The organism is Myxococcus sp. CA033, from assembly GCF_013336625.1.
Classification (GTDB): domain Bacteria; phylum Myxococcota; class Myxococcia; order Myxococcales; family Myxococcaceae; genus Myxococcus; species Myxococcus llanfairpwllgwyngyllgogerychwyrndrobwllllantysiliogogogochensis.
In genome coordinates this window covers 86,301-99,654 of the sequence record NZ_JABUMU010000021.1, presented here as the reverse complement: position 1 = coordinate 99,654, position 13,354 = coordinate 86,301, and the positions used below count along the sequence as shown (strand labels likewise).

11 protein-coding genes are annotated in these 13,354 nt (G+C 68.5%); 7 read left to right on the top strand and 4 right to left on the bottom strand.

The genetic code is table 11. From position 1 onward, the window contains the following. Position 1: 1 nt before the first annotated feature. From HUA78_RS34390 to HUA78_RS34370, 5 genes are read left to right on the top strand one after another with little or no spacing between them, the layout of a single operon-like run. Positions 2 to 700, top strand: coding sequence for an ABC transporter ATP-binding protein (locus HUA78_RS34390; RefSeq protein WP_174458276.1), 699 nt, complete (start codon positions 2 to 4; stop codon positions 698 to 700). Beyond that, positions 697 to 1,503: an ABC transporter permease gene (locus HUA78_RS34385; protein ID WP_246137529.1), complete on the top strand. Its 807-nt coding sequence runs from the start codon at positions 697 to 699 to the stop codon at positions 1,501 to 1,503. Before HUA78_RS34390 ends, HUA78_RS34385 begins: the two co-directional genes overlap by 4 nt. Then, entirely contained in the window at positions 1,500 to 2,246 is a 747-nt protein-coding gene (locus HUA78_RS34380) for an ABC transporter permease (protein WP_141646129.1), read from the top strand. The genes HUA78_RS34385 and HUA78_RS34380 overlap by 4 nt, the downstream gene beginning before the upstream one ends. Further along, a complete protein-coding gene (locus tag HUA78_RS34375; RefSeq protein WP_141646128.1) occupies positions 2,243 to 3,001 on the top strand; it encodes an ATP-binding cassette domain-containing protein in 759 nt (252 codons plus the stop codon). Before HUA78_RS34380 ends, HUA78_RS34375 begins: the two co-directional genes overlap by 4 nt. After that, positions 2,994 to 4,004, top strand: a complete 1,011-nt coding sequence (locus tag HUA78_RS34370) for an MCE family protein (RefSeq protein ID WP_174458275.1) — start codon at positions 2,994 to 2,996, stop codon at positions 4,002 to 4,004. Before HUA78_RS34375 ends, HUA78_RS34370 begins: the two co-directional genes overlap by 8 nt. A gap of 31 nt (positions 4,005 to 4,035) precedes the next feature. Here HUA78_RS34370 and HUA78_RS34365 read toward each other — a convergent pair whose 3' ends face one another. From HUA78_RS34365 to HUA78_RS34355, 3 genes are all read right to left on the bottom strand, one after another. Continuing rightward, positions 4,036 to 4,788 carry a dienelactone hydrolase family protein gene (locus HUA78_RS34365; RefSeq protein ID WP_141646126.1) on the bottom strand — a complete coding sequence of 251 codons (753 nt, stop codon included), beginning with the start codon at positions 4,786 to 4,788 and terminating at the stop codon, positions 4,036 to 4,038. 108 nt (positions 4,789 to 4,896) lie between these two features. Beyond that, positions 4,897 to 6,603, bottom strand: coding sequence for a glycoside hydrolase family 71/99-like protein (locus HUA78_RS34360; protein ID WP_174478100.1), 1,707 nt, complete (start codon positions 6,601 to 6,603; stop codon positions 4,897 to 4,899). An 84-nt stretch (positions 6,604 to 6,687) separates the two neighbouring features. Next, positions 6,688 to 7,812, bottom strand: coding sequence for a hypothetical protein (locus HUA78_RS34355; protein ID WP_217442697.1), 1,125 nt, complete (start codon positions 7,810 to 7,812; stop codon positions 6,688 to 6,690). 265 nt (positions 7,813 to 8,077) lie between these two features. On the opposite strand from HUA78_RS34355, the gene HUA78_RS34350 reads away from it, so the two are divergent. After that, positions 8,078 to 10,834 (top strand): phosphatidylserine/phosphatidylglycerophosphate/cardiolipin synthase family protein, encoded by a 2,757-nt coding sequence (locus tag HUA78_RS34350; protein ID WP_174478098.1) that lies wholly within the window; start codon positions 8,078 to 8,080, stop codon positions 10,832 to 10,834. Positions 10,835 to 10,849: 15 nt separating this feature from the next. Here the strand turns inward: HUA78_RS34350 and HUA78_RS34345 are convergent, their stop codons facing one another. Continuing rightward, positions 10,850 to 12,304 carry a hypothetical protein gene (locus HUA78_RS34345; RefSeq protein ID WP_174463699.1) on the bottom strand — a complete coding sequence of 485 codons (1,455 nt, stop codon included), beginning with the start codon at positions 12,302 to 12,304 and terminating at the stop codon, positions 10,850 to 10,852. Between the two features lie 196 nt (positions 12,305 to 12,500). On the opposite strand from HUA78_RS34345, the gene HUA78_RS34340 reads away from it, so the two are divergent. Then, positions 12,501 to 13,349: a metallophosphoesterase gene (locus HUA78_RS34340; protein WP_174478097.1), complete on the top strand. Its 849-nt coding sequence runs from the start codon at positions 12,501 to 12,503 to the stop codon at positions 13,347 to 13,349. Positions 13,350 to 13,354 lie beyond the last annotated feature (5 nt).

Below are 13,354 nucleotides of genomic sequence, written 5' to 3'. Positions count from 1 at the left end.
CATGGACCTGCGCGCTGAAGCCCTGACAGTGAGGCACGGCGCGCGGACGGTCCTCTCGGACGTGCGCTGTGCGCTGCCACCGGGGACCCAGGCGCTGCTGCTGGGGCGCTCTGGCGCGGGGAAGACGACGCTGCTGAAGTCGCTGGCGGGCCTGGTCCCCGCGTTTCGCGGGCAGGTGCTGTGGGATGGGCAGGACGTGGCGCGGCTGTCCTCCGCCGCGCGACGTGAGCGGCAGGCATCCTTCGGCATGGTGTTCCAGACGGACGCGCTGTTCGACTCGATGACGGTGCGGCAGAACGTGTTGCTTCCGCTCGTCCGGCGACATGTGCCGGAGCGCGAGGCCGAGGCGCGCGCGGACGAGGTGCTTCGCGCGGTGGGCTTGCAGGACGCGGCCGACACGCTGCCGGAGCGACTGTCCGGTGGAATGAAGAAGCGCGCGGGCATCGGTCGGGCGCTGGCGGCGCGGCCCTCCGTGCTGCTCGCGGACGACCCCTTCGCGGGCCTGGACCCGGGGACGGCCAGGCAGGTGGCACGCGTGCTGTTGGAGGTCTCCCGGGGCGGCACGTTGATTGTCGCCGCACCCGAGGCGCCGCTGGACCTTCCCCTGCCCCGCTGGCTGTATCTCCGAGGTGGGCGGTTGGTGTACGACGGGCCTCCCGCGCCGGAGCTGGAGCGCGAACAGGACGAGGTGCTCCCGTGAGCCCACCGCCGCGCGTCGAGAGCCCCGGGCTGAAGACGGTGCGCGGCGCGGGGAGCCTGGGCCTGGGGGCAGTGCGAGGCATCGGAGCGCTGGCGCTGGTGGCGGCGCGCACGGTGCTCGGACTCCCGCGACTGGAGCGGCGCGAGCTGGCACGAGCGCTGGTGCAGTTCGGGTACGACTCCCTGCCCCTCGCGCTGGCCACGGCGGCGCTCGCGGGCGTCATCGTCGTGTTGCAGTCGGGGCTCTACATCCAGCGCTTCGGCGCGCGGGCGTTCCTCGGGTGGGCCGCGGGCTATGGAGTGCTGTGGGAGTTCGGTCCGCTGCTGCTGGGCCTCATCATGTCCGCGCGGATTGGCGCGAGGAACGCGGCGGAGCTGGCCACCATGCAGGTGGGTGGGCAGATAGAGGGCCTGCGCGGAATCGGCCTGGACCCCTTCGCCATCCTCGTGGCGCCGCGCGTGGTGGCGATGGAATTGAGCATGCTCGCGATGAGCACCTTCACGTTCCTGGTCGCCATCCTCTTCGAGTCCGTGGCGGCGCTCTTCACGCTGGGCCTGCCGCTGCGAATCTTCTTCGGGACGTTCGCGCAGATGCTCAGTCCGCTCGACATCCTGGGAGGTGTGGTGAAGACGGGCGCCTTCGGCCTGGCCATCTCGCTGGTGTCCACCACGGTGGGGCTGTCGGCGCGCGGGGGCGCCCAGGCGGTGGGACGCGCGGCGGCGAGCGCGGTGGTGCAAGGGTGCGCCGCCATCTTCGTCATCGACTTCGTGCTCACACTGGTCCTCGCGGGGTGGATGGCATGAACCGGGTGCTGTCGTTCTTCGGAGCCCCGGTGGTGCTCTTCGCGCGCACGGTGCGGGCTGGGGCTCGCGAGGGCGTGTCCTGGCGCGAGTGCGCGGTGCAGCTCCACGAGTTGGGGGGGCGCAGCGTGTGGCTGGTGATGTCGGGCATGGCCTTCTTCGGCGCGGTGCTGGTGACCATCGCCAACAGCCAGGCGCGGCGGTTCGTGGGCAACGTGGCGGTGCTCGGACCGGCGTACTTCGAGCTGCTGATTCGAGAGCTGGGGCCGGTGGTGTCCGCGCTGCTGACGGCGTCGCGCGCGGGGGCGGGCCATGCGGCGGAGCTGTCCACCATGAGCGTGAACGAGCAGGTGGAGGCGCTGGAGATGTCCGCGGGGGACCCGTATGCGGACCTGGTGGCGCCGCGCGTGGTGGCGGGGCTCCTGGGCGTTCCGCTGTTGAGCACCTTGGGGACGGTGGCCGCGACGCTGTCGGCGGCGCTGGTGGCAAGCCTCGTCTTCGGCGTGGACGGTCGGGCCTTCATGGACCCCCGGTATGTGGATGGCTGGGATTTGCTGGCGGCGGGCATGAAGGCCGTGGCGTGTGGGCTGTACATTCCCCTGGCGGCGGCGGTGGCGGGGCTGCGAGCCCGGGGTGGCGCGGAGGCGGTGGGAGAAGCCACGACGCAGGGCGTGGTGGCCGCGAGCCTGGGGTGTCTGTTGATTGACTTTGGTGTCTCCCTCGCATTCCAACTGCTACGCCTGTGAGCGCGAACGACTCCCCCACCCGCACCGAGGACACGCTGCGCTTCACGGACGTGCGCGTCGCGTTCGAGGGAGGTCGGCGCGTGCTGGACGGCGTGACGGCGGAGGTGTCGACGCGCGAGCTGACGTTCATCGCGGGGGCGAGCGGCTCGGGCAAGAGCGTGTTGTGTCGGATGGCGGTGGGCTTGTTGCAACCGGACTCCGGCAGCGTGGAGCTGTGGGGCGAGCGGGTGGACACGCAGCCGGAGCGGGAGCTGGTCCGGCTGCGGCGCCGCGCGCCCTATCTGGTGCAAGGCCCTGCCCTGCTCGACTGGCGGACCCTCCGTGAGAACGTGCGGCTGGCGGACCCGAAGGCCCCGGAGGACGCGGTGGAGTCGGCGCTGGCGCAGGTGGGGCTCTTGGAGTGGGCGGACCGGTTGCCGCCGGAGCTGGGGCCTGGGGCGAAGAAGCGCGCCGCCATCGCGAGGGCGCTGGTGTTGAAGCCGCGCTATCTCTTGCTGGACGAGCCGACCACCGGGTTGGACCGGCGAGCGGCCACGCAGGTGGAAGAGGTCATCGCGTCGCTGAAGACGCGGGGACTGGGAGGGCTGGTGGTGACACACGACTATCGACAGCTCAAGGGGCTGGCGGACCAGGTGTTGGTGGTGGCGGGAGGTCGGTGTGCGTACCTGGGGCCGCCGGAGGGCTTCCTGGAGTCCTCCGCGCCCGAGCTGCGGGTGTTGACGGCGCCGTTCATGGAGGGTGCGACGGATGGATGAGCGACGGTTGGAATTGAAGGTGGGCGCCCTGGTGCTGGCGGCGGTGGTGGGCGTGCTGGTGTTGCTGTGGTTGATGGGTGAGCTCAGCCTCGGGTCGTCCACGGTGCTCCCGGTGGACTTCGGGCACACGGGCAACGTGGTGGAGGGCGCGCCGGTGAAGCTGGGCGGCGTCCAGGTGGGCCGGGTGCAGGCGATTCGACTGCAGCCGGAGCGCAGGGATTCGAGCGGACAGCCCTTGCCCGTGCGCATGGAGCTGGCGGTGACACCGGAGTCGCTGGCGGCGCTGCGCTCGGATGCGCGGGTGACGGTGGCCTCGGTGGGCCTGCTGGGCGAGCCCTATCTGGAATTGAATCCAGGAACCCAGCCGGGAGGCAGGCCCGAGGGCGAGGCCTTGCGGGGAACGGATGCACCGCGTCTGGATTTGCTGGCGGAGCATCTCTCGAAGTTCGTGGAGACGATGTCTGGGATGCTGGAGAAGGACCCGGAGGCGGTGACGGGGTTGGTGACCAACATCTCGCGGCTTTCCAAGACGCTGGATGAGCTGCTGACGGAGAACAAGGGCGACGTGAAGGTGCTGGCCTCGGAGCTGGCGGCGGCGTCGAAGGACTTGAGGCAGCTGGCTCAGCTCGCGAGGGAGTCACTCCAGCCGGGGGGCAAGGCGGCACGGCTGCTGGACGACGCGGCGGCCTCGGCGGCGGTGCTGCGCAGCGAGCTGCCGGGACTGACGAAGTCCGCGGGGACGACGCTGGATGGACTGGCGGCCGTCACGGGCGAGCTGGGCCCGGAGGATGGGAAGCGCGTGAAACTGGCCTTGGAGAAGCTCACGGCCGCCGTGGGGCAATTGGACAGCATCGCGGCCCGGGCGGACCGCGTGCTGGCGAGGATAGAGGCTGGAGAAGGCACCGCTGGCGCCGTCCTCAAGGACCCGACGCTCTACAACGAACTGCGCACCCTGGTGACGGACCTGCGCAAGCATCCGTGGAAGATGCTGTGGAAGGATTAGCGGACGCCAACCACGAGCCTCCGACAACCGCTCAGAGCGAGTGGCTCAACATCCACGCGTAGATGTCATGACCCGCTGAACCGTTGTAGGTCTGGGACCACGAGTCGTGTCCCACGCCCTGATACAGCGTGAGCTGGGCGGGCGGGCTCGCCGCTGGATTGCAGACGTTGTTCAGCTTGTTCACCGGGTCGATGGATCCCCACTGAGACACCGTCCCATCCGCCGTGCCGTGGAAGGCCCACACCGGCACGTTCCACATGTTGCAGATGGGAATCCCGTTGCCGTTCCCCGCGATGGGCACAATCGCCGCGAGCTTCTGCGGGAAGGCCACCGCGTAGGACCAGGTGACGATGGCTCCCGCCGAGAGCCCCGTCAGATAGATGCGGTTCGGGTCGACTCGATAACGCGTCTTCGCGAACTCGAGGATGGCGTCAATCTCATTGTCGCCCCACCAGGCATTGAACCGCTGCGGCGAGATGAGGATGAACGGGAAGTGCCGGCCGTTCCGGATGAGCCGAGGCGGCGCGGTGACCGCCATCAGCTTCTCCAAGCCCGCCACCGAGGCCGTTCCATCCCCCTCCTGCCCCTGGCCCCCCAGGAAGATCACCAGCGGATAGCTCGCCCCGGCATTGTCGTCATAGCCCTGCGGCAGGTACTCCCAGTAGCCGTAGCTGATGCCCGGCACAGTCGCCTTGGGTCGCGCGAGGATCTGCCCCTGCGCGGCCAATGCGCCCTGCGCGAAGAACAGGACACAGCCCAACAAGATGCGCTGCGATATCGACATGGCAACTCCTCTTCAACCTTGGGGGAGTCGATACTTTAGCCACCGAGTTGCACCACATCCAGCAATTTCTTGACTTGCTGCCTATACCGATAAGTCAAGGTGCACGCTCTACTGCCTGCGCAGCTCGATGGAATCCATGTGGATGAAGTTGGCGCCGTTCATCGCCGGGGCCTGGGCGTGGAAGCCCAGCTCCAGCGTGCCTCCGGTCACGGAGATGCTCGGCGTCTCCACCCGCGTCCAGGAGCCATACGTCCCCAGCGAGGTGAAGACCGGCTCGCACGAGACACACGTCTTCGCCTGGAGGCGCGCGAGCCCGAAGTCACCGCCCTTTCGCACCCACGCGCTCACCTTGTAGCTCCCGGATGGAAGGCCGGTGATGACCTGGTACGTCCACGCCTCGTACGCCGCCGTGCCCCAGTGGGTCAGGTGATAGGCCCCGGACTGAGCCCCGTTGTACGTCTCGCTGAAGGCCGCCCACTCCGTGCCATTGGGAGACCACGTGGACCAGCCCGTCATGCCCGACTCGAAGCTGGGGTTGGTGAGCGGAACCGTCGTGGGCGTGGAGCCACCGTTGAGGATGGCCTCCGCCTGGGCGACCTGGAGCGCGACGAGGTACTGGAAGGCCTGGTCCAGTTCAGCCTGCCTTGCCGCGTTGCCGGCGTGCTGCTTGCGCTGCTGGTAGAGGGTGTTGATGAGCTCCAGCTCGCGCTGTGAATAGGGCACGCCCAGCCGCTGCTGGAGTGTGGTGAGGAAGCCGTAGCCGAACTCCCGTGTCGGCTCCAGCATGGTGCCCTCTCCATAGTCGTTCCACGTCGCGAGCTGGATATGGCCGACACTGCTCCCGAGGGCCGCGTCCAGCGTCTGTTGGAACGAGCCCAGCCCGTTGTGGGGAATGCTCCAGGTGGGGCCATCCCAGCCGCCCGAGCTGTAGAACGTGTGGAAGCCCGGGTAGGCCACGCCCATCTTCAGGCCCAGGGGACGGTTGGCGTAGAAGTGATTCAGCCCCGCCATGAAGTCCGAGTAGATCCACGCGTACTCGCCGCTCGCGTTGGCGCCCGCCTCCTGGGACTCGTACCAGAGCGTGAGGAACGCCGGCTTGGGTGACAGCGAGGCGAAGAGGTTCGTCCAGTCCGACGGCGTCTGGAATGCCTGCGGACCGAAGTCGAGCAGCAGCGGTGCGTTGTTCACCCGGATGTAGTTGCCCTGGGGGAAGTAGTGGTCCCTCAGGTAGCCCAGGTCCGCCCGCCCCGCAGCGAGCTTGTCGGTGATGATGCCCGCGTTCGCCGCGAGCTGGATGTTGTGGTCCTCATAGACGATGGCGAAGTCCAGGCCCACCGCCGCGGTGCGGGCGATGAGGGCCTCGGAGTTCTGCTTGTTCTTCGGATAGTCCCAGGCATTCACTGTGCCGGGCCAGTCGATGAGGACGCCGTCCACACCGGCGTACTTCATCAGCAGCAACTGGTACTCGATGACGTCCTTGTCCCCGGAGGCATAGGGGCCAATCAGCGGGTAGTAGTGCGCGGCAATCTGCCGCCGGCCGGAGCCATCCACGTTGTTGGGGTTCTGGTTCGCCATCGTCCAGTGGATGCCCCAGGACCCATTGCCGGATGAGGCCTGGGTCTCGAACCACGGCATCAAGTGGGCGTAGACCTTCTTGCCCACCGACTTCGGCACACGCACGGGCGCCAGGGCGGATACGGCCGAGGACTGCTCAATCCCTGACGATTGGATTTCCTCTGACTGCGTATCATTGCAGCCCGCCAGGACCAGGGCGACCAAGGCCACGCCAAGACCCAACCACTGACATCGCTTCATGGACAGACTCCGGGGTGACGCGGGGGAGGCGGCACCCTACTGTCCTTGCTGTGTGGCCTTTCAAGCCCCTTGTCACTCTGGCGTTCAGGGCCCGTTGGTGTCCCTGTCCCTCAGCACGGCATAAGACGGTCGGATGCGGCCGGCGGTGTCATACCCCAGGGGACTTCCATCCCAGGGCTCTGGCGCGATGATGCCCCGGTCCTGCATGGCGCAGTTGGCCGCCGTCGAGCACTGGTTCGCGGAGTTGTAATAGTAGATGCGGGTGATTCGCCCGCTCAGGTTCGGCAGCCGCAGGATGAACTTCGTGGTGTCTCGTTGGGACACGTCACCGAACACCTGCCCATCCGCGTTCCGGTAGAACGCTCCCACCTCCGTCAGCCAGATGTGCCCCACGTCCCAGCTCGCATCCAGCCCCCCGAGCCAGTTCACGAACGTCCGCGTCGTGCAGCCCTGGTCTCCCGGTACGCAGTGCGCACCGCTCGCCTGATAGCGATTGGCATCATGGTGCGGATGGATGCTCCACAGCTTGGGCCGGTGGCTCCGCAGGAAGATGCGATAGCGATCCCAGTACGGGTCGTTCGGCGTCGCATCGAACTCCCCCGCCGCCACCGTGCAGTCCGGACAGATGCTCACGACGAGCCGGTAGTAGAACGCCGCCCTCAGCGGCCCGCAGTTCTCCAGGTCCTCACTGGCACACGTGGGCTCATCCAACGGGACTCCGCTCTGCAGGACGGAGTTCGGGAAGTTCGGCTCGTTCCAGGCTCCCACCAGGGTGATGGCCGGGTACGTCGCGTGGAATGACTCGAAGGCCGCGCGGAACTCCACGTCCGTGGGCGCCAGGTACTTCCCATTCGCCGCCTTGCGCAGATCGCTCGGTCCGAGCGTCACGTAGGGCTCCACGGCCTTCGCCGCCGTCGCCTGCAACCACGCCTCGAACTTCAGTCTCCGGGCGTCGTTCGCGGGTCGCTGGGCCACGTCATAGGGCACGACGACTCGCGCCCGCTTCACGTTGAGCCCGTCCCAGGCCGGATGGGTGAACGTCTCCGCATCCGAATCCGAGATGCCCACCGCGAAGTCCACCAATGAGCGAGGGACTGTCCCCGCTTCCCCATGGGCCGCCTTCTCGAGCACCCCGTCTCCACAGCCCATGACACTCGCCACGACGAGCGCCATCAACTGACGCCTCTTGCAACGCGATGGAATGGTCATGAACCCGAAGACTAACAAATCCCCACGCAAATCCCAGACTCGTTGCCTCAGGCAATCAGTTCCAATCCGCCTGCAATTTCATACGGCGAGTTCCAGGAAAGCGCGGCATCGGGAGTTCGAAGCCCGGCCCCGCTCCAAAACCTCGACTCCCTCCATCGAAGGGCGCCGCCACGGCTCAATCCCGGCATAATGGTTCCTCGGTCGACCGCTGGAGCCGTGAGTCGGTGAAGGCGGGCGACAGGCTGTCCTGGGAACCGCGCGCGCCATGTTCCGTCGTCTAGTGGTCGTCTTCGATGCTGGCTCGGAGTCCGAGGCGGTGCTCCACGCGGTTCGTCGGCTGAGCGCCTCGCCCGAGGCCGTCTATCTGTACGGCCTGGTCCCCGAGCGCAGCGAGCTGGAGGCCCCTCCTCCCGCGAGCCTCACCGTCCTGGACCGGCTTCGACACGCCCTGCACGCTTGGAGCCCCACACTCCAGGTCAGTGGCGCACTCGAAACCCACCTCGATACCGGCTCACTCATCGAGGCCGCCACGAAGCACGGCGCCGAGCTCGTCGTCCTCGGTCCCCACCTCGACACGTCCCCTCGTGCCCGGGTCAGCGCCATGCTCACGCTCTCGCTGCGCGAGCACGTCCCCGTGCTCAACATCGGGAAGGCCCCCGCCACCGCGCCCAGGGCCCCGTCACGCATGGCCGTGGCCATCGCTCCAGATGGACGGGGACTCGGCTCGGTGGCGACCTTTCTCTCCCGCTGCGCCCTGCCCTCCGAGCTCATCGCCCTCACCACCGGCTCGGCGCCCGAGCAGACCTCGCACCTCCAGGCCCTTTCGCGCGCCCTGGGCATCACGCAGACGCTCCACGTCGAATCCCTCACCGAGAACCCCGCCGACAGCCGCGTGGAGGCCTTCGACGTCGCGGCGCTCCGCTCCGGCGCGGACCTCCTGGTCATCCCCGCCGACGCATTGGCCGACATGGAAGCCCTGGTGCTTGGGATGTTGGGAGCCAGGGCCCTCCAGGAGGCTCGCGTCCCCACGCTGCTCCTGCCTCGCACGCAGACGGCGTCCGTGTTGTTCGAGGACCATTACGCCGTCTCCGACTCCGTGGCCGTCCCCGGATTGGCGCCCCGCTTCTCCGTCGAGCGCGTCGGCTTCATGTCGAGCATCTCCGTCCCCGAAGCGGGCCCACTGTCCGTGTTCGAGGGCGGAACCACCCTGGGAACCACTCGACACGAAGGCGGCACCGCGGCGCTCACCGCGTCCTGGTTCGACCACGTTCGCGGACTCCACCCGCTCGCGTTCTCCTTCTCCGGCGCCTCCGCCCCCAGGAACCTCTCCCCTTGCTACGTGCTCGGGCCCGAACAACCCCTGTTCCTCGTGGACAGCCAGCTCGACGAGGACGCGCTCGAAGCGGTGCGCGCCCTGGCGATGGACCGTCACCACCTCGTCTTCGTCAGACTGCGCGACACCGACTCTCTCGACGAACAACGCGAGCACCTCCGCGAGCTGCTGCCCGACACCCCCTGGCCCCTGCTGCTCGATGCCAGCGCGTGGCTCGACGACGCTCGCGCGGACGATGTGCCCCAACAGGTCGACGGACAGCGCCTCCTGCGCGTGGCCACCCGTCTCGCCGCCGCGGGCGTCGCCATCTCCGCCGTCGTCACTCGCGACGCGCACAAGCCGGTCCATCCGTACCTGCGCACGCTGAGCCCCGAGGAGTGCCTGGCGCTGCCCCGGGCAACCTCCCTGGACCCGCTCCCCATCCCCGACGCACCAAACACCTGGTCACGGGAGCTGGCACTGGCGGGCTGCAGTCCCCTCCTGGAGGGACACCACATCGACTTCGAGCTCGACAACGGACTGGCTCGCGAGTCCGTGCTCGCGGCCATCGACTCGGCCCGAAGCACCATTCATTGGCAGTGCTACATCGTCGAGGACGACGCCGTCACCGCCCGCATCACGGACGCACTGAAGCGAGCCGCCTCACGTGGTGTCCACGTGCGGTTCCTCGCGGACGCGCTCTACAGCGGCCACGACTCCTTCGGCGCCCTCAACCCCGCCCTCGTGACTCTGTCCGAGACACCCCACGTCGAGGTGCGCGCCATCGCGCCCTTGGTCGGCGTGCCCAGCCTCTCCGAGCTCAAGCAACGCAACCACCGCAAGCTGACCGTCATCGACTCCGAGCGCGCCTTCGTCTCGGGCCGGAATCTCGGCGCGCCCTACTACACGGGCTTCGATGAAGTGGGCCTGCGACGAACCTCGCACTATCGCGACATCCCCTGGCTCGACTGTGGCGCGCGACTGGAAGGGCCCCTGGTCAGCGTCCTCGAAGGCGCGTTCCTGTCCGAGTGGACCCGCGCGGGCGGCGAGCCCTATGCCTTCCCACCCACGCAATCCGTGGGGACGATGGCGGCCCGGGTCGTCCTGCATGAAGGACTCAGGGACACCCACACGCTCGACACACAGCTCGCGCTCATCCGCCACGCGCGCTCACGGCTCGTGCTGGTGAACACCTTCCCGCTGCTGCTCGAACTCCAGAACGCGCTCATCGCCGCCGTGCGCCGGGGCGTCCGCGTGGAGGTGCTGTTCGGCAGCGTCCGGCCGCACTACGGCTCCGCGCGGACGTACTTCCCGGGTGGAGCGCTGCGCGAGGTGGCGGACCGCTACGTCCGCAGTCGACTGGACGCGGTCATCGAGGCGGGCGGCATCGCCTACGAATGGGCGCTGCCCGCCATGCCGGAGTGGGAGCCGGAGCTGGAGCAGCTCTTCCCCCACGTCCACGCCAAGCTGATGGTCTGCGACACCAGCGCCGTCGCCATCGGCAGCGCCAACCTGGACGTCACCGCCGCCTACTGGGAGAGCGAGGCGCTCCTCGTCGTGGAGGACGCGCCCTTCGCCGAGCGCCTGCTCACCGCCCTGAACGGGCTCTTCGCCACGTCGCGCAGAATCGACCGCGAGGACCGGAGCTGGCGCGACGAAGTCGAACAGCGCGCCTGGGTCGGCCGGAACTGGCCCTCGCTCGTCGGCTGAGCCACGCCGGCCCGACTACCCGGTCCGCGCGATGCGATCGGGCGCGTCCGGATGCCTCGGGTCGCGGTCCAGCTCCTTCCCCTTCTCCTCGGGGCGGGTGTGCATGCTGTTGAGCCGGCTGAGGAACTCGTCCTTCGGCATGCGCTCGGTGCGGCCCCAGGGGTTGGTGTACTCGACGTACTCCTCGCCGGTCTTCGGGTCCACGCCCGTGCCCGTCACCACCACCTGGTGGCCTCCTGAACCCCACGTCATTCCCACCGCCACCGACTCTCCAGCGGCCGTGCGCTCCTGGATGAGCTCCCACGCCGCCGCTTCCTCTTCGGCCCCGCCAATCCCCTTCACGGTGTCGACCTTCCGGTCGAACACCGCCTCCGCGAGCCGATCAAACTCGTCCGCGTACAGGCCGCTGTGCGTCTTCTTCCCGTCTTCGTAGTGGGCGTCCGTCTTGTCCTGGTAGTCCTTGTCGCCGTTCGCCACTTCCATGAACGCCGGCGCAAGCAGCTCCTGGCTCTCCGAGCGGACGTCCTCTCCGCCCTTCGCCTCGGCCCCCAGCGCCTCGCGCTTCATCACCGTCTCGCCGTCCGCCAGCGTCACCTCGCCGGAGCTGCTCGCCAGTCCCGCGACGAGGCGCACGTACTCCGCCGGGTTCTCCATGAGGAGCTGGATGGTCGCCGCGGTGGCCGCGCAGGTGCCCTTGTTGCGTTGGTTGACGGACTCGGGCGTCGCCAGCTCCTGCACCACGTCCGACAGCAGCGCGCCGCGATCAATCCCCTCGCCCAGCTCCTGCGTCTGCAGCGTGTGGAGCTGGTCCAGCAGATCTCCTTCGCCGCCCAGCGCCTCTTCACCCGGCAGCTTGCCCTCCAAGAGCAGCTTCTGGAGCGCGAGCGTCGCCACCGGGTCGCCCGCGGGCTCCACCGCCATCAGCCCATCGCGCACCTCCTGATACTGCTGGCGCTCCTCGGGAGAGAGGTTCTCCAGCGCCTCCTGCTCCAGGGCCGCGTTGGCCTCCACCTCGGCCACGGCCGCCTGATGGCGCGGCGACGCCGGGTCCGTGTCCGCCGCGTCGTTCACGTCCTTGGCGTCGCGGGTGATGTTGGCGCCCTGCGCGGTCTCGCTCAGCTTCAGGAAGTTCGCGCCACCCAGCAGGCGGTCCGCGTTGGCCAGCGCGTCCTCGCGCGTGCGGGGCTGGGCTTCACCCTCGCTGAAGCTCCGGAGGCTGTTCGACTGCGAGCGGATCTTCTGAACGTCGAGGTCGTTGTAGACATCGCGACGCGTGGGCCCCGGAACGAACTCATCCGGGTTGATGGCCACCGCGGCACGCTCCACGCCCTTCTGCGTCGGGCGGGAGAAGCTGTCCTGCGACGTCACCGCGGGCTTGCGGACTTCCGGCTTCGGCTGGGCCGCGGCGACCGACGTGTCACTTTGCGAGGCACGGGTGGGCGTGCCTCCACTGGAGGAAATGCGCGTCATGGGGAGATCTCCGGGGGTTTGGATTGCGGCCAGGCCCGAGGGGCAACTCAGCCGCGACTGCTTTGTATGGATTATCTCCACACTCCCAGGGAAGTTGCGAAGCCCGGACAACTACTCCCTGTCCCGGTCAGCCCCCTGTGCCCGCCCCCGTCGCTGCGCCACCCGACGCCAGGACGCGTCATGCTGAGAGGCGACCATGGCCCCCCGTCCCGACGACTTCTACTTCGCAGCCGTGGGCGACGTGCACGGGCGGATGAACCGGATGGTGTCCTTCCTCCAGTCCTGGACGAAGAACGCGCACCGGGAGCTGGCCTTCGTGCTCCAGGTCGGAGACTTCGAGCCCCACCGCGACGACTCGGACCTGGCGACCATGGCCGCCCCCGCGCGATACAAGCACCTGGGCGACTTCGGGGACTACCACCAGAATCGCCGCCGCTTCCCCTGGCCCGTCTACTTCATCGGCGGCAACCACGAGCCGCACGGCCACCTGGACGCGACCCCCGAGGGCGCGCTGATCGCCACCAATTGCCGGTACGTGGGCCGCGTGGGCGTCGTCGAACCCAGGGGGCTGCGCGTCGTCGGCGTCTCCGGCATTCATGACGAAGGGGGCTTCCAGAAGCCGCATCCGCCCCTGTCCCTGCTCGGCAGCGTGTCCCTCAAGGACTTCACCTGCTTCAACGAAGAGGACATCGACCGCGCCCTGGGACTCGAACGGGCGGATGTCCTCCTCGTGCATGACTGGCCCTCCGGAATCATCGCCACCGAGGACCGCGAGGACTTCGCGCACCAGCGTCGCAGCCCCAGCGCCGAGGCCGTGGGCAATGACTACGCGCGGCTCGTGGCCGAAGCACTCCAGCCCTCGCTCGTGCTCTGTGGACATCTGCACAAGCGCTACCGGGGCACCCTCGCCCACGCCTCCGGCCGAGTCTCCCAGGTGTGCTGTCTCGCCAGTGTGGAGCAGGGGGCGGACGCCTTCGCCGTCTTCCACGCCACCCCGACAGGGCTCCAGGAAGTCACCGGGCTGGGGGTCCCCGAGCAGGGCTGAAGCCT

Coding starts and splice junctions, on each gene's coding strand:
- HUA78_RS34390 (WP_174458276.1), top strand. CDS start 2: ATGGACCTGCGCGCTGAAGCCCTGACAGTGAGGCACGGCGCGCGGACG.
- HUA78_RS34380 (WP_141646129.1), top strand. CDS start 1,500: ATGAACCGGGTGCTGTCGTTCTTCGGAGCCCCGGTGGTGCTCTTCGCG.
- HUA78_RS34370 (WP_174458275.1), top strand. CDS start 2,994: ATGGATGAGCGACGGTTGGAATTGAAGGTGGGCGCCCTGGTGCTGGCG.
- HUA78_RS34365 (WP_141646126.1), bottom strand. CDS start 4,788: ATGTCGATATCGCAGCGCATCTTGTTGGGCTGTGTCCTGTTCTTCGCG.
- HUA78_RS34360 (WP_174478100.1), bottom strand. CDS start 6,603: ATGAAGCGATGTCAGTGGTTGGGTCTTGGCGTGGCCTTGGTCGCCCTG.
- HUA78_RS34355 (WP_217442697.1), bottom strand. CDS start 7,812: ATGACCATTCCATCGCGTTGCAAGAGGCGTCAGTTGATGGCGCTCGTC.
- HUA78_RS34350 (WP_174478098.1), top strand. CDS start 8,078: ATGTTCCGTCGTCTAGTGGTCGTCTTCGATGCTGGCTCGGAGTCCGAG.
- HUA78_RS34345 (WP_174463699.1), bottom strand. CDS start 12,304: ATGACGCGCATTTCCTCCAGTGGAGGCACGCCCACCCGTGCCTCGCAA.
- HUA78_RS34340 (WP_174478097.1), top strand. CDS start 12,501: ATGGCCCCCCGTCCCGACGACTTCTACTTCGCAGCCGTGGGCGACGTG.